The organism is Actinophytocola sp. (assembly GCF_050699935.1).
In the GTDB taxonomy this organism is placed as follows: Bacteria; Actinomycetota; Actinomycetes; order Mycobacteriales; family Pseudonocardiaceae; genus Actinophytocola.
In genome coordinates, this window is record NZ_JBOHGB010000055.1 from 1 (window position 1) to 23,159 (window position 23,159).

Annotated in this window: 25 protein-coding genes and 2 pseudogenes; 7 read left to right on the top strand and 20 right to left on the bottom strand. The window is 68.8% G+C overall.

All coding sequences use genetic code 11. The features are described from left to right. The 13 genes and pseudogenes from ACRDTB_RS18850 to hrcA form a co-directional block, all read right to left on the bottom strand. A partial coding sequence (locus ACRDTB_RS18850; RefSeq protein ID WP_431431988.1) for a transposase family protein occupies positions 1-512 on the bottom strand: 512 nt, incomplete at its 3' end. 198 nt (positions 513-710) lie between these two features. Then, complete coding sequence (gene recO / locus ACRDTB_RS18855) at positions 711-1,457, bottom strand: DNA repair protein RecO (protein WP_431431989.1); 747 nt, start codon at positions 1,455-1,457, stop codon at positions 711-713. A gap of 236 nt (positions 1,458-1,693) precedes the next feature. Then, positions 1,694-2,602, bottom strand: a complete 909-nt coding sequence (era, locus tag ACRDTB_RS18860; RefSeq protein ID WP_431431991.1) for a GTPase Era — start codon at positions 2,600-2,602, stop codon at positions 1,694-1,696. Between the two features lie 20 nt (positions 2,603-2,622). Further along, a complete protein-coding gene (locus tag ACRDTB_RS18865; protein ID WP_431431993.1) occupies positions 2,623-2,946 on the bottom strand; it encodes a cytidine deaminase in 324 nt (107 codons plus the stop codon). Next, positions 2,939-4,267 (bottom strand): hemolysin family protein, encoded by a 1,329-nt coding sequence (locus tag ACRDTB_RS18870; RefSeq protein ID WP_431431994.1) that lies wholly within the window; start codon positions 4,265-4,267, stop codon positions 2,939-2,941. Before ACRDTB_RS18870 ends, ACRDTB_RS18865 begins: the two co-directional genes overlap by 8 nt. A gap of 17 nt (positions 4,268-4,284) precedes the next feature. Further along, a complete protein-coding gene (gene ybeY / locus ACRDTB_RS18875; RefSeq protein ID WP_431431996.1) occupies positions 4,285-4,839 on the bottom strand; it encodes an rRNA maturation RNase YbeY in 555 nt (184 codons plus the stop codon). Next, positions 4,836-5,174, bottom strand: a pseudogene (locus ACRDTB_RS18880) (PhoH family protein); the annotation flags it as partial. The pseudogene ACRDTB_RS18880 and the gene ybeY, both read right to left, overlap by 4 nt. A gap of 804 nt (positions 5,175-5,978) precedes the next feature. Further along, positions 5,979-6,650 (bottom strand): annotated as a pseudogene (locus tag ACRDTB_RS18885) (PhoH family protein); the annotation flags it as partial. Positions 6,651-6,828: 178 nt separating this feature from the next. Then, positions 6,829-7,182 (bottom strand): histidine triad nucleotide-binding protein, encoded by a 354-nt coding sequence (locus ACRDTB_RS18890; RefSeq protein WP_431431998.1) that lies wholly within the window; start codon positions 7,180-7,182, stop codon positions 6,829-6,831. A 77-nt stretch (positions 7,183-7,259) separates the two neighbouring features. Further along, positions 7,260-8,219, bottom strand: coding sequence for a non-homologous end-joining DNA ligase (ligD, locus tag ACRDTB_RS18895; protein WP_431432000.1), 960 nt, complete (start codon positions 8,217-8,219; stop codon positions 7,260-7,262). A gap of 557 nt (positions 8,220-8,776) precedes the next feature. Beyond that, complete coding sequence (locus ACRDTB_RS18900; protein WP_431432002.1) at positions 8,777-9,514, bottom strand: 16S rRNA (uracil(1498)-N(3))-methyltransferase; 738 nt, start codon at positions 9,512-9,514, stop codon at positions 8,777-8,779. Further along, complete coding sequence (gene dnaJ, locus ACRDTB_RS18905; protein WP_431432062.1) at positions 9,511-10,656, bottom strand: molecular chaperone DnaJ; 1,146 nt, start codon at positions 10,654-10,656, stop codon at positions 9,511-9,513. The genes ACRDTB_RS18900 and dnaJ overlap by 4 nt, the downstream gene beginning before the upstream one ends. Positions 10,657-10,736: 80 nt before the next feature. Continuing rightward, positions 10,737-11,762 (bottom strand): heat-inducible transcriptional repressor HrcA, encoded by a 1,026-nt coding sequence (gene hrcA / locus ACRDTB_RS18910; RefSeq protein ID WP_431432004.1) that lies wholly within the window; start codon positions 11,760-11,762, stop codon positions 10,737-10,739. Positions 11,763-11,882: 120 nt separating this feature from the next. On the opposite strand from hrcA, the gene ACRDTB_RS18915 reads away from it, so the two are divergent. Beyond that, the gene (locus tag ACRDTB_RS18915; RefSeq protein WP_431432006.1) at positions 11,883-12,368 is read left to right on the top strand and encodes a permease-like cell division protein FtsX; all 486 of its coding nucleotides are present in this window, start codon (positions 11,883-11,885) and stop codon (positions 12,366-12,368) included. Here ACRDTB_RS18915 and ACRDTB_RS18920 read toward each other — a convergent pair. Both ACRDTB_RS18920 and ACRDTB_RS18925 read right to left on the bottom strand, forming a co-directional pair. Continuing rightward, the gene (locus ACRDTB_RS18920; RefSeq protein ID WP_431432008.1) at positions 12,328-12,507 is read right to left on the bottom strand and encodes a DUF397 domain-containing protein; all 180 of its coding nucleotides are present in this window, start codon (positions 12,505-12,507) and stop codon (positions 12,328-12,330) included. The two genes, ACRDTB_RS18915 and ACRDTB_RS18920, sit on opposite strands and share 41 nt — an antisense overlap. 12 nt (positions 12,508-12,519) lie before the next feature. Beyond that, positions 12,520-13,368, bottom strand: a complete 849-nt coding sequence (locus ACRDTB_RS18925; protein WP_431432010.1) for a helix-turn-helix domain-containing protein — start codon at positions 13,366-13,368, stop codon at positions 12,520-12,522. Between the two features lie 122 nt (positions 13,369-13,490). Between ACRDTB_RS18925 and ACRDTB_RS18930 the strand changes: the two genes are divergently transcribed. Genes ACRDTB_RS18930 through aroF form a run of 5 tightly spaced genes read left to right on the top strand, consistent with a single transcriptional unit; the run spans position 13,491 to position 17,782 of the window. Beyond that, complete coding sequence (locus ACRDTB_RS18930) at positions 13,491-14,399, top strand: hypothetical protein (RefSeq protein ID WP_431432012.1); 909 nt, start codon at positions 13,491-13,493, stop codon at positions 14,397-14,399. Then, entirely contained in the window at positions 14,396-15,325 is a 930-nt protein-coding gene (locus tag ACRDTB_RS18935) for an ROK family protein (protein ID WP_431432014.1), read from the top strand. The genes ACRDTB_RS18930 and ACRDTB_RS18935 overlap by 4 nt, the downstream gene beginning before the upstream one ends. Before the next feature lie 53 nt (positions 15,326-15,378). Continuing rightward, positions 15,379-16,128, top strand: coding sequence for a type I 3-dehydroquinate dehydratase (aroD, locus tag ACRDTB_RS18940; protein WP_431432017.1), 750 nt, complete (start codon positions 15,379-15,381; stop codon positions 16,126-16,128). Next, positions 16,128-16,976, top strand: a complete 849-nt coding sequence (locus ACRDTB_RS18945) for a sugar phosphate isomerase/epimerase family protein (protein ID WP_431432019.1) — start codon at positions 16,128-16,130, stop codon at positions 16,974-16,976. Before aroD ends, ACRDTB_RS18945 begins: the two co-directional genes overlap by 1 nt. Before the next feature lie 23 nt (positions 16,977-16,999). Next, a complete protein-coding gene (aroF, locus tag ACRDTB_RS18950; protein ID WP_431432021.1) occupies positions 17,000-17,782 on the top strand; it encodes a 3-deoxy-7-phosphoheptulonate synthase in 783 nt (260 codons plus the stop codon). A 59-nt stretch (positions 17,783-17,841) separates the two neighbouring features. Here aroF and ACRDTB_RS18955 read toward each other — a convergent pair whose 3' ends face one another. Together ACRDTB_RS18955 and ACRDTB_RS18960 are read right to left on the bottom strand one after the other, a co-directional pair. Further along, entirely contained in the window at positions 17,842-19,044 is a 1,203-nt protein-coding gene (locus ACRDTB_RS18955; protein ID WP_431432023.1) for a cytochrome P450, read from the bottom strand. Between the two features lie 11 nt (positions 19,045-19,055). After that, positions 19,056-19,364 carry a hypothetical protein gene (locus ACRDTB_RS18960; RefSeq protein ID WP_431432025.1) on the bottom strand — a complete coding sequence of 103 codons (309 nt, stop codon included), beginning with the start codon at positions 19,362-19,364 and terminating at the stop codon, positions 19,056-19,058. A gap of 55 nt (positions 19,365-19,419) precedes the next feature. On the opposite strand from ACRDTB_RS18960, the gene ACRDTB_RS18965 reads away from it, so the two are divergent. Then, on the top strand, positions 19,420-20,022 hold the full coding sequence (locus ACRDTB_RS18965; RefSeq protein ID WP_431432026.1) for a TetR/AcrR family transcriptional regulator: 603 nt from the start codon (positions 19,420-19,422) through the stop codon (positions 20,020-20,022). Positions 20,023-20,108: 86 nt separating this feature from the next. Here the strand turns inward: ACRDTB_RS18965 and ACRDTB_RS18970 are convergent, their stop codons facing one another. The 3 genes from ACRDTB_RS18970 to ACRDTB_RS18980 form a co-directional block, all read right to left on the bottom strand. Next, entirely contained in the window at positions 20,109-20,957 is an 849-nt protein-coding gene (locus ACRDTB_RS18970; RefSeq protein WP_431432028.1) for a M23 family metallopeptidase, read from the bottom strand. A gap of 224 nt (positions 20,958-21,181) precedes the next feature. Beyond that, the gene (hemW, locus tag ACRDTB_RS18975) at positions 21,182-22,414 is read right to left on the bottom strand and encodes a radical SAM family heme chaperone HemW (protein ID WP_431432030.1); all 1,233 of its coding nucleotides are present in this window, start codon (positions 22,412-22,414) and stop codon (positions 21,182-21,184) included. 22 nt (positions 22,415-22,436) lie between these two features. Next, positions 22,437-23,138, bottom strand: a complete 702-nt coding sequence (locus ACRDTB_RS18980) for a DoxX family protein (RefSeq protein WP_431432031.1) — start codon at positions 23,136-23,138, stop codon at positions 22,437-22,439. Positions 23,139-23,159: the final 21 nt, after the last annotated feature.

Sequence of the window (23,159 nt, forward strand, 5' to 3'; positions counted from 1 at the left end):
GTAAGGGTCGATGCCGTCGAGCAAGGACTCGAACTCCGCGATCTCGCTTTCACCGATCGGCACGAGTCGTTGTCCTGCAACAACTCCCGTCTGGTGGGTGAGCGCGGCCAGCAGATGCACCCCGGGGCACCGCCGTCACCGGGGCACGGTGCCCCCGCAGAGTCTTGCCGTCCAGCGCGAACGCCGTCCATTCCCGCGCGGGGCTGCCCGGCCCAGCCACGTGTGCCGGGCACGTGCAGGCAGATCGAGCGTTGGCAGATCGGGCGTTGGCAGATCGGGCCGTTGTCGGTGATCCACACGCTGATCGCGGTATCCAACTCCGCACCGTCCACCAACGCCAGCGCACGACACAGCGTGGCCTCGCTGGGCGCCAGATACCAGCCCGGCCGTCGCGGGCAGGCCCGCGCACCGAAGACCCGCAACACCCATTGCGGCAGATCCGCGACCCATTCCCACACCCCCATCACCGAGGCGGCACCCACCACGACCGCGACCGCCGTCATCGCCAGCATCCCCGACAGACGTAGACACTCACATGATCAACGAAGAGTCGTGCCTGCACCCACACAGGTGATCGACTTGGACGACGCCCCCACCCTCACCGGGGGCCACCCCACCACGCCAGTCTATCGGCGGGTAGTGACAAAAGGGCTGTTCGAGGGGGATTCTGTGGACAGCTGTGCGGGTTGTGGACAACCGGGGCGACTGGCTCAGGGAGCCGGGGTGGGCTTGCGCTCCACCAGTGGGAGCGAGCGGAGTTGGCGTTCGAGGTGCCACTGGAGGAGGGCGGCGATCAGCCCGCTGCCCTCGCGGCGGGCGGCCGGGGTGGCGGCCTCGGCGACGTCCCAGGTGCCGTGGGCCAGCGCGTCCATCAGGGCGAGCGTGTCCTGAGCGGGGACGGCCGAGCCGGCCGGGCGGCAGCGGGGGCAGACCGAACCCCCGGCCGGGACGGAGAACGACTTGTGCGGGCCGGGTTCGTTGCAGCGGGCGCACTCGCGGACGGCCGGGGCCCAGCCGGCGAAGGACATCGCGCGGAGGAGGAACGCGTCGAGCACCAGCGACGAGTCACGATCCCTCTCGGCGAGGGCCCGCAGTGCGCCGGCGACGAGGAGGTAGAGGCGCAGCACCGGCTCGCCCTCCTCCGGGCAGAGGCGGTCGGCGGTCTCGAGGACCGCGCAGCCGGCGGTGTAGCGCTGGTAGTCGGACATGATGCCGGCGCCGAACGCGTCCAGCGTCTGCACCTGGGTGATGATGTCGAGCGTACGGCCGGTGTAGAACTGCACGTCGACATGGGCGAACGGCTCCACTCGCGCACCGAAGCGCGACGTGGTGCGCCGGACGCCCTTGGCCACCGCGCGGACCTTGCCGTGCTTGCGGGTGACCAGGGTGATGATGCGGTCGGCCTCGCCGAGCTTCTGCACGCGCAGCACCACGCCGGTGTCGCGGTAGAGGCTCACGCCCCAATCGTCTCATCCCCTACCGACAGTTTCGTGGCCGACAGACCGACGAGGAGCCGCTGGCCACCGCCACCCCTGACCCGCGTGTCCAACGCTCGCGACCCGCGAGTCCAACGCTCGCGACCCGCGAGTCCAACATTCGCGACCTACGAGTCCGACACTCGCGGCTACCGGAGTGTTGAACTCGCCGGTCCGGAGTGTTGGACACGCGGGTCCGGAGCGTTGGACACGCGGGGTCAGAAGCCCAGGCGGCGGAGCTGTCTGGGGTCGCGTTGCCAGTCCTTGGCCACCTTGACGTGCAGGTGCAGATAGATCTTGCTGCCCAGCAGCGCCGCGATGTGCCGCCGCGCGGTCATCCCCACCGTGCGCAGCCGCTCTCCCTTGTGGCCCAGCACGATGCCCTTCTGGCTGTCCCGCTCCACGTACAGGTTCGCGTAGATGTCGAGCAGGTCGTCGCGGCCCTCGCGAGGGAGGATCTCCTCCACGGTGACCGCGATCGAGTGCGGCAGCTCGTCCCGCACGCCCTCCAGGGCCGCCTCCCGGATCAGCTCCGCGATCAGGACCGCCTCGGGCTCGTCGGTCAGCTCGCCGTCGGGGTAGAGCTGCGGGCCCTCGGGCAGCCGGGCGATCAGCAGGTCCGCCAGGGTCGACATCTGGAAATCGTCCACTGCGGACACCGGCACGATGTCCGCGAACTCCATGACGTCCTGCAGCGCCACCAGCTGGTCCGCGATCCGCTGGCGCGACACGAGATCCGTCTTCGTCACCACGCCGATCACCGGCGTGTGCCTCGACAGCTTCACCAGTTCCGTGGCGATGAACCGGTCCCCCGGCCCGATCCTCTCATCGGCCGGCACGCAGAAGCCGACAACGTCCACTTCGGACCACGTGGCCCGGACGACGTCGTTGAGCCGCTGGCCCAGCAACGTTCGCGGCCGGTGCAGGCCCGGCGTGTCCACGATGATCAGTTGGGCGTCGTCGCGGTGGACGATGCCCCGGATCGCGTGCCGGGTGGTTTGCGGCTTGCTCGACGTGATCGCGACCTTCGACCCGACGAGCGCGTTCGTGAGCGTGGACTTCCCGGTGTTGGGCCTGCCGACGAAGCACGCGAACCCCGATCGGTGCAGGGCGTCCGGTGTGGTCACTCCGACATTGTCGCGTGCGGTCAGCGCAGGCTGCCCGACGGGTCGGCGACGAGCACCGGCGCGTCGGTACTCAGGTCCGCCACCGCCGCGCGCGACTCGGCGTCGACCGATGCCGACTCCGTGACCACGACCGCCGCCTCGAGGCCCGCGGCACCCGACGACACCGCCGCCGCCACCGCGGCCTGCAACGCGGTCAGCGACAACGACGGCAGCGCCACCGTGCCCGCCAGGTACGTCCGTCCGTCGAGATCGCGGACCGCCGCCCCCTCGGCCGCGCCGGTCCGGACCCGCGCCGACCGCGCAAGGGTGATCAGCTTCGTGTCCTCGGCGTCCAGCTCAGGCACGCTCGGCACTCCTCTCGTCCTCGTCCGCCACGACGGCCGGGGCCACGGCACGGACCACCACCGAGGTGATGCGCATCCGCCCGCGGCTGTCCTTGCCGCCCTCCGCGCGCATCCGCAGCCCCGCGATCTCCGCCTCCGTCCCGGGCAGCGGCACCCGGCCGAGCTGCTGTGCGAGCAGGCCGCTGACAGTCTCCACGTCGGAGTCGTCCAGCTCGATGCCGAACAGCTCGCCCAGGTCCTCGACCGGCAACCGCGAGCTGACCCGCACCGCGCCGTCGTCGAGGTGGTCGATCGGCGGCCGGTCGTCGGTGTCGGACTCGTCGGTGATCTCGCCGACGATCTCCTCCAGGATGTCCTCGATCGTCAGCAGGCCGGCCGTGCCGCCGTACTCGTCGACCGCGATGGCCATGTGGTTGCGCGAGAGCTGCATCTCGCGTAACAGGTCGTCGAGCCGCTTGGTGTCCGGCACGAACGTGGCCTCGCCCATCAGGTCGCCGACAGTGTGCGGGCCCTCGCCGCTGCCGTTGCTCGGCTGCGCCTCCATCGCCACCTTGACCAGGTCCTTGAGGTTGACCACGCCCACGATCTCGTCGACGCTCTCGCCGATCACCGGTAGCCGCGTGTACCCGGTGCGCAACGACAGCGCGAGCGCCTGGCGCACGGACTTCGTCTGCTCGATCCACACCATCTCGGTGCGCGGCACCATCACCTCGCGGGCGATCGTGCCGCGCAGCTCGAACACCGAGTGGATCATCTCCCGCTCGTCGGCGTCCACGACACCGCTCTCCTGGGCCATGTCCACCAGCTCGCGCAGCTCGACCTCGGAGGAGAACGGGCCCTGGCGGAAGCCACGACCGGGCGTGATCGCGTTACCGACGACGATCAGGAACCGCGACAGCGGGCCGAGCACCGTGCCGAGCGCGCGCACCGGGCCGGCCGCGATGAGCCCGACCGCGTATGGGTGCTGCCGGCCGAGCGTCCGCGGACCGACGCCGACCAGCACGTACGACACGACGATCATGCTCACCGCGGCGATCACGCCGGCGAGCCAGGCGGAGTCGGCGAGCCGCAGGCACGCCACGGTGACCAGGACGGTCGCGATGAGCTCGCAGCCCAGGCGTAGTAGCAGGAGCAGGTTGATGTGCCGCGGCCGGTCCGACACGACGGCGAGCAGCTGGCGGGCGCCGGCGCGGCGGGTGCGGACCAGGCCTTCAACCCGGGCGCGGGACACCGCCGACAGGGCCGCGTCCGCACAGCCGAACATCCCGGCGGCGACCACCAGGATCACTGCGATCACCAGCAAGCCGGCCGTGTCAGACACCGTCTCCCCCGGGAGGCCTATTCGGCCGGATCGTCCGGCCGCGTTTCGGTGAGGCCGACGGCGCCGAGCAGCTTGTCGTCCTCGCGTCGTTGTGCCGCGCGGCGCTGGGCCGCGGCACGCTCGGTCTTGAAGTCGGCGAGAATCCGCTCCTGCAGCGTGAACATCTCGCGTTCCTCGGCCGGCTCGGCGTGGTCGTAGCCGAGCAGGTGCAGCACGCCGTGGACGGTCAGCAGGTGCAGCTCGTCCATCAGGCCGTGGCCGGCCTTGCGCGCCTGGTCACGGGCGAACGTCGGGCACAGGACCAGGTCGCCGAGCAGCGCCGGCCCCGGCTCGGGCGCGTCGGGCCGGCGGACCGAGTCGAGCTCGTCCATGGGGAAGGCCATGACGTCGGTCGGTCCGGGCAGCTCGAGGTAGCGCTCGTGCAGCTCGGCCATCACGTCGAGGCCGACGAGCGCCACGGACAGCTCGGCCAGCCTGCTGACCTGCATGCGATCGAGCGCGAACCGAGCGGCGGCGACTATCGACGGCTCGTCCACCGCCACGCCCGACTCGTTGGCGACCTCGATACTCATGCCTGGCGACCCCGCCGCGTACCCGAGTGCCGGACCTCCGGCTCGGAGTCCTGGCTCGCCTGCCACCGGTCGTATGCGTCGACGATGTCCCCGACCAGCCGGTGGCGGACCACGTCGTGGCTGTTCAGCACGGAGAAGTGGACGTCATCGACGTTCTGCAGGATGCCCTGCACGACGCGCAGGCCGCTCTTCGTCCCGCCCGGCAGGTCGACCTGCGTGATGTCACCGGTGACGACGATCTTGGACCCGAAGCCGAGCCGGGTGAGGAACATCTTCATCTGCTCGGGAGAGGTGTTCTGCGCCTCGTCGAGGATGATGAACGCGTCATTGAGGGTGTTGTGCGTCAGCAGGTAGTCCTCGGTGACATACAGCGAGTCGGCCGCGGCTACCTGAATGCAGACGGCCTCGTCGGTGCCCGCCGGCTCGATCCGATCGATGAACCGCATCGGACGGCCGCCACCCGGATACGCCTCGAGCTTGTGCCGCGAGCGGAACGGTCCGACACCATCAGGCAGGTGTAGTTCGAGCAAGCGACCATGAGCGCGTGCGATGCCACCCAGCGAGCGAACGAGGGTGACCACGTCGGCCCTGAGCCGTGCGGACGTGGTCTCGTACCGGATCACGCCCGGCCCGGCCGGCTCGCCGTCCGCGTCCAGCAACCCCTGGAGTACCGCGAGTCGAACGCCCGCCGAATTGTGTTGGTACTCCGTGGGAACGCACGTCGGACGCGTGAGCGTGCCGACCCGCGCACCGCTCATCCGGTCCGCCGCGGCGTCGGTCGAGCCGCCGAGGCGCCGGCCGAGGACGTACGGGGCCGTGGGGACGTCGACCTCGGGCAGCGCCACCGGCCGGCTCAGCAGCGGAAGCTCGTAGTCACGTGGGCTGGCGACCATCGCCTTGGTCTCCACGACCCGCCAGGGCCCGCGGTGACGGCGCACTGCCCAGAGATGGTCTTCCGAGCACAGCGTGGACGCGCCGTCCTGCGTGGTCACCCGGTAGATCGTCTTCCGGCCCTGCGGGTAGACGCCGAGCACCGGGGTGGGTTCGCCGTTGGAGCCGACCACGAGGTCGCCGACCTCCAGTTCGCCGATCGGGCGGAAGCCGGAGGGGGTGAGCACGTTGGTGTGCACCGGCTGCGCACGACCACGCATGTACGCGAGCGGGGCGACCTCGATGGTGCCGGCCTGCATCAGGCGTGGGATCGACTCGGGGTCGACCATGTCGTGCAGCGCGTCGTACAGCGGGCGCAGGTACGGGTCGATCTTCTCGTACAGCGTGCCGGGCAGGAAGCCGAGCCGCTCCCCCGCCTCGACGGCCGGGCGGGTGAGGATGATGCGGTTGACCTGCTTGGCCTGCAACGCCTGGACGGCCTTCGCCATCGCGAGGTAGGTCTTGCCGGTGCCGGCCGGACCGATGCAGAAGACGACGGTGTGCTTGTCGATCGCGTCGACGTACTTCTTCTGGTTCAGCGTCTTCGGCCGGATCGTGCGGCCGCGCCGGGACAGGATGTCGAGGCTCAGCACCTCGGCGGGCGACTCGGCAGCACCGGCGGAGAGCATCGCGACGGTGCGCCGGACGGCGTCGGGCCCGAGCTGCTGGCCTCGGCCCGCGAGCGTCATGAGCTCGGCGAACACCCGCTCGGCGAACGCGATGTCACCGGGTTCTCCGGACAGGGTGACCTCGTTGCCCCGGACGTGGATGTCGGCGTCGAGCAGCTCCTCGGCGACGCGGAGGTTCTCGTCGCGGGAGCCGAGCAGGGCGAGCACCGCCTCGCCGGGGACCACGAACCGGGACTGGGCTGCCGAATCGATACTGCCCGCCTCGGCCGGGCCATTGGTTGTCTGCGCAGAAGTCTGGGGCTCGCTGCCCCGTGCGGTACCGGTCACGTGCGTTCGGTCCTGCCTTCTGCGCGCTCATGCGCCAACTCGTCGGTTCTTGACCCCTTCGATGCTAGCCGTCCCCACCGACAGTTCGCACCGAAGATGCCGGTCAGCCCGTCGGCCGGCCGAACAGGCCCAGCTGCTCGCCACCGAGTACGTGCAGGTGAGCGTGGAACACGGTGCGGCCGGCATGCTCGCCGGTGTTGAAGACGAACCGGAAGCCGGAGACGTCCATGCCCTCGGCCTTCGCGACCGCGGCGCCGGTGGCGATCACGTCCGCGAGCAGCTGCGGGTCAGCGGCGGCGAGCTCGACGACGTCCTCGTGGTGGGCCTTCGGCACGACCAGGACATGCACCTTCGACTGCGGGTTGATGTCCCGGAACGCGAAGGTCGTCTCGGTCTCGTGCACCTTGGTGGACGGGATGTCCCCGGCGACGATCTTGCAGAACAGGCAGTCCGACATGCGTTGCAGGTTAGCGCGGACTGCCTGCAAGGACGCCTTGCAGGCACTGAGCGTCCGCAAGGCGTCCTTGCAGGCGGTTAGTCCTCGGCCGGGGGTGCCTCGCCCTCCCGCTCGTCGCGGTCCGCCCATTCGAGCAGCCGGTCGAGCGAGTAGACGGTGTCGTCGATCCCTTCGTGCAGGTCGCCGAGCTCGGCGTAGCGCCCTGGCACGGTCGCGATGGTGAACTCCCGCGGGTCGACGTCGTCGAGCTCGTCCCAGCGGATCGGCGTGGACACCCGCGCCTCGGGAACGCCGATGACGGAGTAGGCACCGCGGATCGTGTGATCGCGTGTGTTCTGGTTGTAGTCGACGAAGACCGTGGTGGGGTCGCGTTCCTTGCGCCACCAGGTGAGGTCGACGAGGTCGCCGGCGCGGCGCTCGACCTCGCGGGCGAACGCGTGCGCGGCGCGCCGGACGTCCTGGAAGCCCCGGCGCGGCTCGATGCGAACGTAGATGTGCAGGCCCTTGCCGCCGGAGGTCTTGGGCCAGCCGACCGCGCCGAGCTCGTCGAGGATCTCCTTGGCGACCGCGGCGACCCGGCGGACCTTGTCGAAGGTCGCGCCGGGCATCGGGTCGAGGTCGATGCGCCACTCGTCGGGCTTCTCGGTGTCGGCGCGACGGGAGTTCCACGGATGAAACTCCACACAGGACATCTGCACGGCCCAGATGACGCTGGCCAGCTCGGTGACGCACAGCTCGTAGGCGTGGCGGCCGTAGCGCGGGAAGTCGACCCGGACGGTCTCGACCCAGGGCGGGGCGCCGCGCGGCAACCGCTTCTGGTGCACCTTCTCGCCGGTCACGCCGTCGGGGAACCGGTGCATCATGCACGGCCGCTCCCGAAGCCCCCGCACGATCCCGTCGCCGACCGCGAGGTAGTAACGGGCGAGGTCGAGCTTGGTCTCCCCACGGGCGGGGAAGTAGACGCGCCCGGGATTGCTGATCCGCACGGTCCGGTCGCCGACCTCGAGCTCCTCGTAAGGAGTGGACTTAGCCGCCACGTTCGAAAGGTACTGCCCCAAACCCAAGTTGCCCAATGCGACGCACGACGGAACGCCAGTACCACCACAGAGCGACCCTGTTAGGCCAAAAGGAGGAAAGGACTGGACCAAACCAAGCCAGCAGACGCAAACCGACCCATCAACAAGGAATACAAGCCGCCAACAATGCCGAAAACCCACGAAAGGCCCCAACCCCAAAGCGAGGCCATACCAAAAGGGCCGATGCGAAGCGAGACACGAAGCCGAAGCGAAGCGAGCCCCGAGCCGATGCGAAGCGAGGCGAGCCAACAGATGCTGGTCAATACACAAAAGAAACCAAGCTGGGTAAGGAGGAGCTCGCACCGTGGGGTCTGGGGGTCGCCCCCAGAAACGCCGTGGAGGGAAGGTGCCGTGGAACGCACCGAACAGGGGAGGGGATGCCGCGTCGCGGTGAAGCCTGGGGGTCGCTCCACCGCGACGCGGCGCCGCCGGACCGAGGGGGGAGGTGTCCGGCGGTAGTCAAAAAGCATGGCGCCCACCAGCCGCCTGCAATGCAAAGCGTAGACCGTCCGACACGCTCAGCGCCAGCGTGTCGTCAGGACTCCTAGTGCGGCTATAGCCGCGGCGGCCGCTGTCGACGCCCTCAGCACGGTCGGGCCAAGCCTTGCGACCTGCGCACCTGCCTCCTGGAGAGCCTCCAACTCGCCTTCGGAAATACCTCCCTCGGGCCCTACGACCAGTACCAACTCCCCGTCGGCCGGAAGGGGCAAGTCCGTGAGTCCACTTGGTGCAGCCGCGTCCAGCACAATCCCGAAGGAGGCCTTTCGGACCAGCGCGGCCAGGCCTGCTGTCGACACCGGCTCCGCGACCGGGGGGACCCACGCGCGGCGCGACTGCTTCGCCGCCTCGCGGACCGTGCTTCGCCAGCGTGCCAACGCTTTCGCCCCGCGGGGGCCGTCGTCCCAGCGGGCCACGCAGCGGGACGCGCGCCACGGAACGACGGAATCCACACCCGTTTCGGTTGCCAATTCAACGGCCAGCTCGCCGCGATCCCCTTTTACCAGGGCCTGCGCGAGCACAATTCTCGGCTTGGGTTCAGGTTCCTGCCAACGTTGCGAAACCCGCAACGCCAGGGATTCCTTGCCTACCACGGATTCCACGACACAGGCAGCCGCCCGGCCGGTGCCGTCGGACACGATCAGCGCGGATCCCGGACCCAACCGGCGCACGGCGGCCGCGTGCCGGCCCTCGGGCCCGTCGAGTAAAAACGTTTCAGCGCCCGGAATCGCCTCGACGAGGAAAACCGGAGGGCTCAACGGTGCCGCGCGCGCAGCCGCGAGAACAACCCGCCAGCAGTGCGACCGTTCGTCGACACCACCTGCTCCTCCTCGCCCCGCAGGTTCGCGAGCTCACGGAGCAGCTCCGTCTGCCGAGCGTCCAGTTTCGACGGTATGTCGACCTCCACGTGCACGTGCAGATCACCGCGCCCGTCGACCCGGCCGGACGAGCGCAGCCGCGGCAGGCCCCGGCCGGTGAGCACCAGCTCGGTGTTCGGCTGCGTGCCCGGTTCGAGCACCAGCTCCACCGTGTCGTCCAGCGTGTCGAGCGGTACGACCGAGCCCAGCGCCGCGGTGGTCATCGGAACCCGCACCGTGCAGTGCAGGTCCGCCCCGTTGCGCTCGAACGTGGGGTGGGGCGCCTCGACGACCTCGACGTACAGGTCGCCGGCCGGACCGCCGCCGGAGCCGACCTCGCCCTGGCCGGACAGCCGCACCCGCATGCCGTCGGCCACGCCCGGCGGGACCTTCGCGGTGATCGTCCGCCGCGCGCGCACCCGGCCGTCGCCGCCGCACTGCCGGCACGGGTCGGGGATGACCTCGCCGACGCCCCGGCACACCGGGCACGGCCGCGCCGTGACGACCTGGCCGAGGAACGACCGCTGCACCGACTGGATCTCGCCACGCCCGGCACACGTGTCACACACCTGCGGCGACGTGCCCTCCGCGCACCCGGACCCGCGGCACTCGTCGCAGAGCACCGCCGTGTCGACGGTCAGCTCGCGGCTGACGCCGGTGTTGCACTCCTCCAGCGTCAGCTCGATGCGGATCAGCGCGTCCGAGCCGGGCTGTACGCGGCTGCGCGGCCCACGCCCGCCACCGGGCCCGCCCCCGCCGAAGAACGCGTCCATGATGTCGCTGAGCCCGAACCCGGCGAACGGGTCGCGGCCGCCCCCGCCGCCGTTGCCTATCGGATCGCCGCCCATGTCGACGATCTTGCGTTTCTGCGGGTCGGACAGGACCTCGTAGGCCGCCGTCACCTCGCGGAACTGCGTCTGCGCCGACTCATCCGGGTTGACGTCCGGATGCAGCTCGCGCGCGAGCTTGCGGTAGGCACGCTTGATCTCCTCGGATGTCGCGTCATGCCGCAACCCGAGAGTGCCGTAGTAGTCCCTCGCCACCGTGTTCCCGTCCTCCTGCCCCGGTGTCACCGTGACCTCGGGGTTCGCTTACTTCCCTGCGTTCATGCCTGCCGCGCGGGTCATCGCCCGGCCAGGATGTCTCCCACATAGTTGGCAACGGCCCGGACCGCCGCGATCGTTCCCGGGTAGTCCATACGCGTCGGGCCGACCACGCCCATGCCACCCAGCAGAGTGTGGTGCGTCCCGTAACCGATCGAGACGACCGAGGTGCTGCGCATCTCCTCGGCCTCGTTCTCCTCCCCGATCCGGACCGTGACGGTGCCCGGCGAGCCGGCGGCGGCGAACAGCTTGAGCACGACGACCTGTTCCTCGAGCGCCTCGAGGATCTGCCGCAGCGACCCCGGGAAGTCCGCCGCGTTGCGGGTGAGGTTGGCCGTGCCGCCGAGCACCAGCCGGTCCTCGGGGTGCTCGACGAGCGACTCGACCAGGACCGTGGCGACCCTCGTCATCGGGTCGCGCAGCTCGGCGGGCGCCTCCTCGAGCAGCTCGCTCGCCTTGACCGCGGCCTCGGTGACCCGGTGATCGACGAGCGCGGAGTTCAGCACGGCGCGCAGCCGGCCGACGTCGTCGTCCGTGATCACGTCGCCGAGGTCGATCGTCCGCTGGTCCACCCGGCCGTTGTCGGTGATCAGGACCAGCATGACCCGCGCCGGCGTGAGCTGCACCAGCTCGATGTGCCGGACCAGCGAGTGCGTCAGCGTCGGGTACTGGATGACCGCCACCTGCCGGGTCAGCTGGGCGAGCATCCGGACGCTGCGACGCAGCACGTCGTCGAGGTCGATGGCGCCGCCGAGGAAGGACTGGATGGCCCGCCGCTCGGCGCCCGACAGCGGCTTGATCTCGGACAACCGGTCGACGAACAGGCGGTAGCCCTTGTCCGTCGGCACGCGCCCCGCGCTGGTGTGCGGCTGCGCGATGTAGCCGTCCTCCTCCAGCGAGGCCATGTCGTTGCGCACGGTAGCGCTGGAGACACCCAGGTTGTGCCGCTCGACGATCGCCTTCGACGCGACCGGCTCCTGGTTGGAGACGTAGTCCGCGACGATCGCCCGGAGCACCGCGAACCGGCGCTCGTCAGAGCTCGCCACCCTGCACCTCCTCTCGGCCTCGCGGGGGTCTTCACCACAAGTTTACGGAGCGGTTGGCACTCCGGGTCGAAGCGTGCTGATTTCCCGCGAGCGGCGAGGCGGATGTGCCAGGGTGGCCCGGTGGACGGCTCGCGGAAGGTGGCGCTCTGGTGGGCGGCCGCCGTGACCGTACTCGTGCTGGTGGGGGCGGCTGTCGTGGTGTTCGTGCTGACCGGCTCACCGCAACCGGCGGCGGCCGGCCCGGACGCCTGCTCATCCGGTCCCGGTCCGCAACAGGTGGTCGTCTATTTCGACGAGGACGCCGAGATGCGCACAGCCGCGAAGAAGCTGCGCGACGACGACCGGATCGTCGGGCTGGACACCGAGACCAAGCGGGAGACCTGGGAGCGGTTCAAGGCCATCTTCGCCGACCAGCCGGAGCTGGTGAAGCTGGCTCGCCCGGAGGCGATGCCGGCGAGCCTGTGGCTGCTGCCGGCCGAGGGCACCACGCCGGCGGACCTGGCCGACCAGATGCGCGACGAGCTGCCGAAGGCCGACAGCGTGAAGGGCGTGCCGTGCCCGATGCCTACGACCGCGCCACGGACTCCAACAACCGAGCCCAGCTAGCTCGCGGCACGACGAGCACTGGCCCACGGCGGTGTTTGGAGTCCCGGAGAGCGGCGGCCTCGGGCGGCAGAGCAACCTCGACGCATTCCGTGCCCTCGCCGCTACTGCGGCTGCTCTTCCGCCAGACCAGTTCCGCCATCTCTCCTCCGGTTCACAGCTCGGCATGCCGCCGAAACAGCTCGATCGAGTCCTCCTGGCTCAGCGCCTCCGACCACAGCTCCCGGAACAGTCGGTGGAACCTGCCGATTTGCTCCGGGTTGTCGAGGAACTGCTCATTGAAAGGGTACTGGTGGTAAACGACGTCGGGCTCCTCCATATCGCGTGGGAAGCGCATGATGCTGAAGGCGCCCTGGAGACCCGGATGGACCTGCGCCAGTGGCAGCACTCGGATCTCGACGGACGGCCGCTCGACGGCCTCGGCCAGGTGCGCGAGCTGCCCGGCCTGCACGTCCTGGCCACCGAGTGGGCGGATCAGCACCGCCTCATCCAGAACAACCTTGAGCTGGAGCGGCCGCTCGGCATCCAGTCGTTCCTGCCGCGCCATGCCCAACGCGATGTTGCGCTCCACCAACTCATCGATGTCCCGGCGGCCCCGGTAGAAACGCCGAAGCAAGGCCCGCGAGTAACCGGAGGTCTGCAGCAGACCGTGCATCGTGGCCAGGCCGAAGGCGAGGATCTCCTCCGCCTCGGTCTCGAAGTCGACGTACGCACCAGCGACACCGGGGCCGAACTCGTGCCACCAGCCCTTCTCGCGCGCGTGCAGAGCCATCTCGATCAGAGCGGGCCAGCGGTCGCCGCCGATCTCGTAGAGGTCGAGCATGCTCTTGAGCACGTGCACGTTGACCTTGGTCTCCCCGGTCTCCAGCCGGTTGAGCCCCGAGCGGCTGAGATAGAGCAGCTGGGCGGCGTCGTCGAGCGTGAGGTTGGCCTCCTTGCGGAAGCGGGTCAGCAGCCGCCCGAGCCGCCGCTTGTTGAGGCCGGGACTGTAGCGCTCGATCACAGGACTTCCCTTTCGCAGCACAGAGATCAGCCCACCATCTCCGTGCAACCCGCGAAGTGGGATCCCGCCACTCGATCGGATGTTTAGGGACTTCGCGAGGCACGCCGTCGCCCGTACCGATCTTGCGCGGTCGGCAACGATGCCAGATCCTGTCCTCGCAGGGTTGTCCCACCATCAAGACCACAAGAGCAGAAGGCTGCGGCTACATGACCTCAGGCATGTCGGATGATCGAGACGACAGGTATGAAGCCGCAATCGAATGGCTCAAGCTCATGCTGGCGCTGGTCACGGCGGCGGCACTGACGGTCATCTACCTCTTGATGCCCGATCCGACACCCGGGTCCGTCCAGGAGTTCATCAAGGCCTGCCTGCCGAATCTCGTCTCGGCGCTCATCGTCTTTCCGGCCGTGTTCATCGTGCTCGGCCGAGTCAATCTCAGTACCAAGGACCGCATCGCGCAGACCATCCGGCAGAGCCTCGACTCCACCGAGAAGGGCCTCACCTTCGCCAACGACGTGAGTGGCACGGCGGACTTCGTGCGCGACATCATCGCCAAGAAGTCGTCGCAGACCGCGATCAAGATCGAGATCCTCGCGTTCACCGGAGGCACGTTCACCACCGCCCTGCTTCGCGATCTCGTGCAACTCAACCCGAACAAGCTCCACATCGTCCTGCGCACCATCGATTTCTCCAGGGCCCAGAACAAGGACTCGTTCCCGAGCCACTGGGAGCACGAAGAGGCGGAGACCGTCACACGCCTCAAGGAGCTGTGCGCGGACCAGGCCACCCTGCAGATCTGGCGCTACCCGGCCTTCCCCTTCCTTCTTGGCCTGAACATCGACGAATCCCACCTGCTGATCACGTTCCCGTTCTGGAACCATCGAACCGGAAAGCTCGCCGATCAGTCGCTGGAGTACCGGTACTACCGCAGGAACGCCGGTTCCGAGTATCTGTTCGACCTGTTCGAGAACTGGCGGAACCAGCCGGACCAGACGCTGCTCCACAGCGACACTCCGCACCCCACACGGTGACCGGGCACGCGCGGGCCACCGGAAACGTGGTCGCGGTCGATGCGGGTAAGACCAAGGTCCTGGCCGGTGTCTTCACCGCCGACCTGGCCGAGGTCGAGCGCCACAGAGTCCCCACGACAACGACGGACCAAACCGTCGGCGAACTCAAGGACCGCCTGACGGGCATGATCGGTCGGCATGAAGTACGTCGGATCGGCCTGGCCGTATTCGGACCACTGGAGACGGACGCGAACCATCCGGAGTTCGGCACCATCGTCGGCAGCTCCGAGCCGCAATGGTCGGGACTCAACCTACCGCGAATCCTGGCCAACGAGTTCGCCATTCCGGTGTACTTCGACGTCGATGTCAATGCGGGCGCCCTGGCGGAAGGAACTCACCGCGAAGGCGGGCATGTCGACGACTTCGTCTACCTCTCGATCGGCACCGGAGTCGGCGGTGCGTTCTACAGTCACCGAGAAGCAGGGCGCAGACGTGATCCTCCGCAACTGGGACACACCTACCTGCCGCGAGAGCCGGACGACTCCTATCCGGGCAGCTGCCCGTTCCATGGGAGCTGCCTGCAAGGACTCGCCTCGGGCAAGGCGCTCATGGGCCGATGGAGAATGCCCGCGCACGACCTGCCCGCGGCACACCCGGCCTGGGACCTGGAAGCGAGGTACGTCGCTCGTGCATGCGCGAACCTGTTGTACGTCTCGTCCGCCACGACCATCCTCGTGGGCTCAGGTGTATCGAGCGCACCCGGTCTCATCGATCGTGCCAACAGGTACCTCGACGCGTTCCTGAACGGCTTCCCCGAAAATGTTTGGCGACGACAAGGAAGCCGAGAACGGATCAAGCGAGCGAATACCGCCCCTGATTCATCCCTCATCGGCGCGGCAGTAATGGCCAAGAATGGCTACGGCCTAGAGTTCAAGCAAATGACATGATGGGTGTATCATGAGCCAGACGATCCGTGTCCAACAAGTGAATTGGCAGTAAAGTGAACAGGATACGTGCACTACTCGAGAGTGAGATACCTCTTGTTGCCGTTAGCTTTCGGGACAACGACAGCGAGCGGCTCGCACGAGAGGCCGTGGCCGCCGGCGTCGACGTCGCCGAGCTTCGCATAGACCAGTACTCGAACACGACTCGCGATCACGTAATGGACGAGGTCCGCACATTCCAGGCCCTGCCCGTTCTCGGGACGATCCGCAGTCGACACGAGGGTGGCGGCTGGAGTGGATCCGAGACCGATCGGCTCGCTCTGTTCCAGGCAGTCATACCCGAGGTCGACGCGGTGGACATCGAGCTGTCGTCGAGCGAGATCCGCTCAGACGTGATCGCGGCCGCCAAGGCTCACGACCGGGTTGTCATCGTCTCCCACCACGACTTCGACAGGACGCCGGCTCTGGACGCTCTGGAAACCATCGTGAACGAGGCCAAGGACGTGGGTGCCGACATCGTCAAGATAAGCGCGATGGCCCAGTCGAGACGTGACGTCCGGACACTGGCATCGCTGACGCTCAAGATGGCGGAGTTGGGGCTCATCGTCATATCAATGGGGTCCGTCGGCATGGTCGGACGAGTTATGTTTCCCGCCCTGGGTTCGCGCTTGACATTTTCTTTCATCGGTGATCGGTCCGCACCCGGCCAGCTCAGCTTCTCCGAGACGTTCCATCTCATGCGGAAGTTCTATCCGGAGTTCAACGAACAGAAAATTGTATCGATGCAACTCCTCGAGGACGTCTGATGGCGCCAGGCGCCGACCATGGGCCGGCCACTCCTCGCCGTTTGACGGCAAGTTCACTGACATTCGGGCAGACACCGTTCGAGGAACGCGTGAGAGTGGCCGCGTCCGCCGGTTTCGATGGCATCGGCCTCAGCGCGGAGGTCTACGCCGAGGCGCTTCGGAACGGCCTCGACGACTCGGACATGCTCGCGATGCTCGACGAGCACGAGTTGGTCGTCACCGAAGTCGAGTTTCTCAGCGACTGGTTCCTCGACGACGCTCCGGCGTCGCCGAGTTCCAAGGAGACCACCCTCCTGCACCTCGCCCGCGTCTTCGGCGCCGAGCGCATCAACGTCGGGTTGTTCGAGAAGCATCCTCTGGACGAGATGTGCCGAAGCTTCGCCGCCCTGTGTGAGCGCGCCGGGGACGTCAAGATCGCGTTGGAGTTCATGCCGTTCGGTGGGATTCCCAGCCTGCCCACGGCCTGGGAGCTGGTGCGATCCGTCGATCGGGACAACGCCGGGCTCCTGCTGGACGTCTGGCACTGGGTGCGCGCCGACACGACGACCGAGGACTTCGCACGCGTCCCCGCGGACCGGGTATTCGCCGTACAACTCTGCGACGTCGGTCGAGATCGACTGGAGGAAATGCGGTTCGAATCGCTTCATCGTCGACTCGTTCCGGGCGACGGTGACGGACACGCGACCAGCCTGCTGTCGCTTCTCGTGTCACATGGCGTCGACGCGGACATATGTGTCGAGGTCATGTCCGACGAACTCGCGGCATCCGGGACGATGGCTACCGCGACGTCCGTCTTCGCCGGCGCCACCGAGGTGCTTTCGAAAGTCACGGCATACACCGGGCGGTAATCGAGCGATACGGTGGGGCGAGAATGAGGACTGTCGCCATCGGCGATGTCGAGTTCGGTGCGGGCGGATTCCCCGTGATCGCAGGGCCGTGTTCGGTTGAGTCCGACTACCTCGCGCACGCCCGCGCCGCCGCGTCGTCGGGAGCGGACGTTCTTCGTGGATCTGTCTTCAAGCCCCGATCCGGCCCAGACCGATTCCAGGGGATCGGACCGGAAGGGATCCCTTTACTTGCGCGCGCACGCGACGCCACCGGCTTACCCGTCATTGCCGAGCCGCTCGACGCGGAGGACGTTCAGCTACTCGAGCCGCACGTGGACGGTTTTCTCGTCGGCGCACGTTCCATGCACAACAGCCGTCTCCTGCAGTCGGTAGGTGCCACCGGGCGTCCGGTCGTCCTCAAGAGAGCATTCGCGGCCACCTACGACGAATGGCTCGGCGCCGCGGACTATGTCCGGTCCACGGGAAACGACGAGGTCATTCTCTGCGAGCGGGGTATCCGCACGTTCGTCACCGAAACCCGCAACACGCTGGACATTTCGGCGGTGCCCGTACTGCGAACAAGAACGGACTTACCCGTCATCGTCGACCCCAGCCACGCGTCGGGGCGCCGGGAATGGGTGCTACCACTGGCGATGGCGGCCGCCGGCGTCCTGGCGGACGGCCTCATCGTCGAGTGCCACACCCGGCCACACGAATCGTGGACCGACAGCGATCAAGCCATCGAACCTCCGGAGTTGAAGCACCTGATCGACGCGACGCGTCAGCTCAGCGCCGTCAGCCGCGCCCTGACCCTCCGCTCGGACTGACCGCCCGGAAGGACGCCTTCCGGGCACCCAGCGACCGGAAGGACCCCATCCGGGCATAGTTAGGCGCTGATCGGCACCGAGGCGGCGCCGCGCAGGTTGAGCCGGCCGTTCCAGGTGACCGCACCGTCCAGCGCCAGGTCGGGGAACCGGGTGACCAGGCCGCTGATCGCGACCCGGCCCTCCAACCGGGCGAGCGCCGCGCCGAGGCAGTGGTGTGGGCCCGCGCCGAACGACACGTGCCGGTGTGCGTCCGGCCGGTCGATCCGCAGGTCCTCGGCGTCCGGGCCCCAGAAGTCCGGGTCCCGGTTGGCCGCGCCGAGACACGCGATGACGAACTGGCCGGCCGGGATCTCCTTGTCCCGCACGGGGTACGGCGCGGTCGTGATCCGCCGCGTCTGCTGCACCGGGCTGTCGTAGCGGAGGAACTCCTCGACCGCGCTGGCCGCCAGGTCCGGCCGCGCGCGCAGCTTCGCGAACTGCTCGGGGTAACGCAGCAGCGCCACGACACCGTTCGCGATGAGGTTGACCGTGGTCTCGTGGCCGGCGACGTAGAGCAACAGCACCTGGGCCACCAGCTCGTCGTCGGAGAGCTTGTCGCCGTCCTCCTCGGCCTGGATCAGCGCGGTGAGCAGGTCGTCGGCCGGGTTGGCGCGCTTCCAGGCGATGATCTCCTCGGTCATCCCGGACAGCGCCACCTCGGCGTCGGCGATCGCGCGGATCACCTCCGGGTCGGTGACCACCTCGAGCGAGCGGACCAGCGTGCCGGTCAGCTCGCGCAGCCGCACGTGGTCGGTCGGCGGGGTGCCGAGCATCGTGGAGATCACCGCGAACGGCAGCGGGAACGCGAGCTCCTCGACCAGATCCACGTGCCCGCCGTCGGCGATGCGGTCGAGCGCGTCGTCGACGAGCCCCGTCACCATCGGCTCCAGGGCCGCGACCGCGCGCGGCGTGAACACCTTCGTGACGAGCGACCGCAACCGCGTGTGGTCCGGTGGGTCACGGTCCAACATGGACAGTGTGACCGCGTTGCGCTCCCCGCCGAGCATACGGTACTGCTCGGCGATCGGGCCCTCGACGAGGTTGCGATCCTCGACCGACAGGCCCGAGCGCAGCAGCCGGGTGACGTCGTCGTAGTGAGTCAGGAACCAGAAGCCCAGCGGGTGCTCGTGGACCGGGTCGAGCTCGCGGACCTCCCGGTAGTGCGCGTACGGGTCTGCGTCGAAGCCCGGCAGCAGTGGGTTGAAGATGACCGCTTCCGTCATGTGAATCCTCCTCAGGCGATCGCTCGCCGCTCCCCCAGGGCGGGGTGGTCCGCGTAGGTGTCCAGCAGCAGGCGGGTTGCGGGCAGGTCCCGCGCGAGTTCGCGCCACACCTCGCCGGCCGGGTCGAAGCCGTCGAGCCGTGCCTCGAGCGACCGGTTCCAGCGGCGCCGGACCTCCTGCAGGAATCCCCCGAAGTCCCCGAACTCGGCGTCCACTCGCGCACGGAGCCGCGGTGGCACCTCGGGCCGGCCGGTGCGGGCCACCTCGTCGAGGACGGAGTGCACGAGTCGGTAGCGGCGTCGTGTCGTCTCCCAGGACATCGCTTCACCTACTCTGCGTTCGTAACATACACAGCGTATGTCTTATACTCGGCGCATGTCAACGGCGAAGAGCAGGCGTGACCAGTTCTCCGAGGCCACCCGTGCCGCACTGCTCGACGCGGCCACCAAGCGGTTCGCGGAACTGGGCTTCGCGGGCACGTCGCTGGAGGACGTCGCCGCGGACATCCAGGCGAGCCGCGGGGCCGTGTATCACCACTTCAGCAGCAAGCGCGCCCTGTTCGAGGCGGTCTTCGCCCGGCTGGAGACGGACGCGGTGGACCAGACCGCGAAGGCGGGTGCGCGCGGTTCGAACGCATGGGACAGCGCGCTGCTGGCGCTCGACGAGTTCCTGAACCAGTGTTGCGATCCGGTGTACGGCCGGGTGGTCTGGCTTGAGGGCCCGTTGGCGCTGGGCTGGACGTGCTGGATCGAGGAGGAGGAGAAGTACGCGTACGGCATGGTGGAGGAGTTCGTGCGCGCGCTGCTGGAGAGCGGGACTCTGGCCCCGGTGCCGCTGAAGACGACCACGCAGCTGGCGTTCGGGATGATCGGCGCGGCCGGGCAGGCGCTGGCAGGGGCGCCGGCGGAGGAGCAGCCCCGCATCAAGGCGGAGTACCTCGAGGTGATGGGCCGCCTGCTCACGGGCCTGCGCGCGTAGATCTCCGACCTGTCGGCGCGGCTGGTCACCGGGTTGACCTCCTCCGGGGTGGAGACACGGCCCCACCCCGGAGGTGACGTGAGCGGTCAGCCGCAGTGCTCCCACGGGCTGCTGTAGCTCGCCGAGCCGATCGAGCCGCCCCACCTCACGCAGACCCCTGGCGCGTACTTCTTGACCGGGCCCGCGTAGTAGGAGAACTGGCCGGAGTCCGTGCTCCTGCTGCCGTTGCGTGGCTCAAGGTGGGCCGACATCGACGACGCCGAACCGAGATTGCTCGTCTTGAGGGTGACCACGCAGTTCCAGCCGTTGTTGTAGAGCAGGTAGACCCGGCCGCGGCTGCCCACACTGGCTGAGTCGATCACGGAGTAGGCGGAGCCGCACACCTCGCGCGGCGTGTACGGGTTGCTGCTACCGCCGCAGTTGCGGCTGGTGTAGCTGCGGGTGCCGTAGTAGTAGATATAGGAGCCGTTGAACCTGATCTTGACAGCGGTACCGTTGTATCGCTGCTCGAAGTGCAGGTGGGGGCCCGTTGAGCCGCCCGTGCTGCCCACGTTGCCGATCCGCTGCCCCTTGGACACTCGCTGGCCCACGCTCACCGCCTGGACAGACAGGTGCGCGTAGCGACTCCGCCAGCCGTCACCGTGGTTGATCTCGATCCACCGGCCATAGCTGGTGTTGCCCTCGTTCTCGACCCTGGCCACCGTGCCGGAGGCCGAGGCCTCCACACGGTCGCCGTAGTCGTTGGAGCGGTTGAAATCGACCGCGCGGGCCGGACTGTGATAGCTGCGGGTCGAGCCACTCCAGGTCTGCCCACAGGGGAAGGGCATCTGGAACGCTGGCGCGGCACTGGCCTGCGGGGTACCGACCACGTTGATGACCGTGGTGGCGACGAGTGCCGCGCCGATAGTGGCCGCGACCCATCGTATGTGTTTCACATTGCCTCCATATGTCACACCCGACCTGGCCTAGCCATCCGAGCACAAGACGTGCTCCAGGGAAAGAGTTTCGAAGCATTTCGTCCTATGGTGATCGATTCACCTCGGTCAGCGCCCGCGCCGACGAGGACCAGCCGCGTGATTGACCAGCCCGCGCCGTGACTGCGAGTGGTCCTCAATGGACTCACGCTGCCGCGCCCTGCAAGCCGGACAGCGACCAGCGGCTAGGTCAGGCGGCGGACGACCGCGTCGGCCAGGAGCCGGCCGCGGAGGGTGAGGACGCAGCGGCCGAAGCGGCCGTTCACGCCCTTCAGCGCGGCCGGGTCGAGCAGGCCCTCCTCGGCCATCGTGCGGGCTTCCTGTCGCGCGGCGGGATCGAGGGCGTCGATCACGAGGCCGTCCACCAGGCGCAGCTCCAGCAGCACACGCTCCAGCCGACGGTCCGAAGTGGACAGCACCTCGCGGGCGGCCGCCGGGGACCGGCCGGACGCCAGAAGTGACGCGTACCTGGCCGGGTGCTTCACGTTCCACCAGCGCACCCCACCGACGTGGCTGTGCGCCCCCGGCCCGGCGCCCCACCAGTCCGCACCGTGCCAGTAGCCCAGGTTGTGCCGGCACCACGCGGCCGTCCCGCGTGCCCAGTTGGACACCTCGTACCAGTGCAGCCCGGCCGCGGACAGCGTCGCGTCGACCTGCTCGTAGCGGTCCGCCAGCACGTCGTCGTCCGGAGCGGGCAGCTCACCGCGGGCGACGCGGCGGGCGAGCGCGGTGCCCTGCTCGACGATCAGCGCGTATGCCGACACGTGGTCGACACCCGCATCGAGCACGGCGTCGAGCGACGCGGCCAGGTCCGCCGCGCGCTCCCCCGGCGTGCCGTAGATCAGGTCCAGGTTGACGTGTGCGAACCCGGCCTCGTGCGCCTCGCGGGCGGCGGCCACGGCGCGGCCCGGCGTGTGCGTCCGGTCGAGGACCGCGAGCACGTGCGGCGCCGCGGACTGCATGCCGAGCGACACCCGCGTGTAGCCGGCCTCCCGGATGCCCACGAAGAACTCCGGCGACGTGGACTCGGGGTTGGACTCCGTCGTGACCTCGGCACCGTCCGCGAGGCCGAGGCTCGCACGAATCGCGTCGAGCACGGAGGCGAGGCCGGAGGCACCGAGCAGTGACGGCGTGCCGCCGCCGACGAACACCGTGTCCACGCGCGGTGGGGAGCCGAGGACCGACGCGGCCAGCTCGAGCTCGCGGCGCAGACCATCCAACCAGGACACCGGGGAGGCGGGCGAGGACGCCAGCTCTGCCGCGGTGTAGGTGTTGAAGTCGCAGTAGCCGCACCGCGTCGCGCAGAACGGCACGTGGACGTAGACGCCGAACGGCCGGCGCCCGAGCCCCCGCAGGGCGGGCTCGGGCAGCTGGCCGTCGGATGGCGCTGCGTCGCCGTCGGGAAGCGCGGATGGCACGGGTCCATCCTCCGCTTCCCGTTCAGCGGAAGACGAACAGGGTCACCGCGGCCGCGCCCGCCGCGATGATGAGGAACACGAACCCGTACGCGGGAGCCTTGCCGAACCAGTGCGTGTTGCGGTCGAGCGCGACCCGGCCGGGGCCGGTGAACAGCAGCGCGAACGCCGCACCCGCGTACATCATCTCGAGCTCGACACCGCCGAGGAACAGGCTCCAGTCCGCCTTCACGACGATGACGTTCGCCATCACGCCGAGGACCGCGGCCGCGCCGATCGGCGTGAACAGGCCCAGGATGAGCAGCGCGCCACCGGTGGTCTCGCTGATCGCGAGGACCCAGGTGAGGATCGCCGGCTCGGTGAAGCCGAACCCGGTGAGCAGCTGCTCGGTGCCGCCGCGGCCGAGGCCGTCGAACCAGCCGAAGAGCTTGTCCAAGCCGTGTGCCACGAACAGGCCACCGAGGACCAGTCTGAGCACCAGCAGGCCGAAGTCCAGCCCGCCGTGCCACGCGATGGGTGGCTTGCTCGGCTCCTCAGCGAGAACGCTGTCGAAGTCGCTGTCGAAGGGAGAGGTGGCGCCGGGTAGCACCGTGGTCTGCGCGCTGGAGTACCCGGCGTCGTCGAAGTCCGCGTCCGATCTGGCGTAGTCGCTGTCTCCGCCACGATCGAACAGGCCGCTATCTGAGTAACCGCCCGCAGCCCGAGAGCGGTTGTCGTCAGTAGTCACCCAGCGCAGAGTAGGGCATCG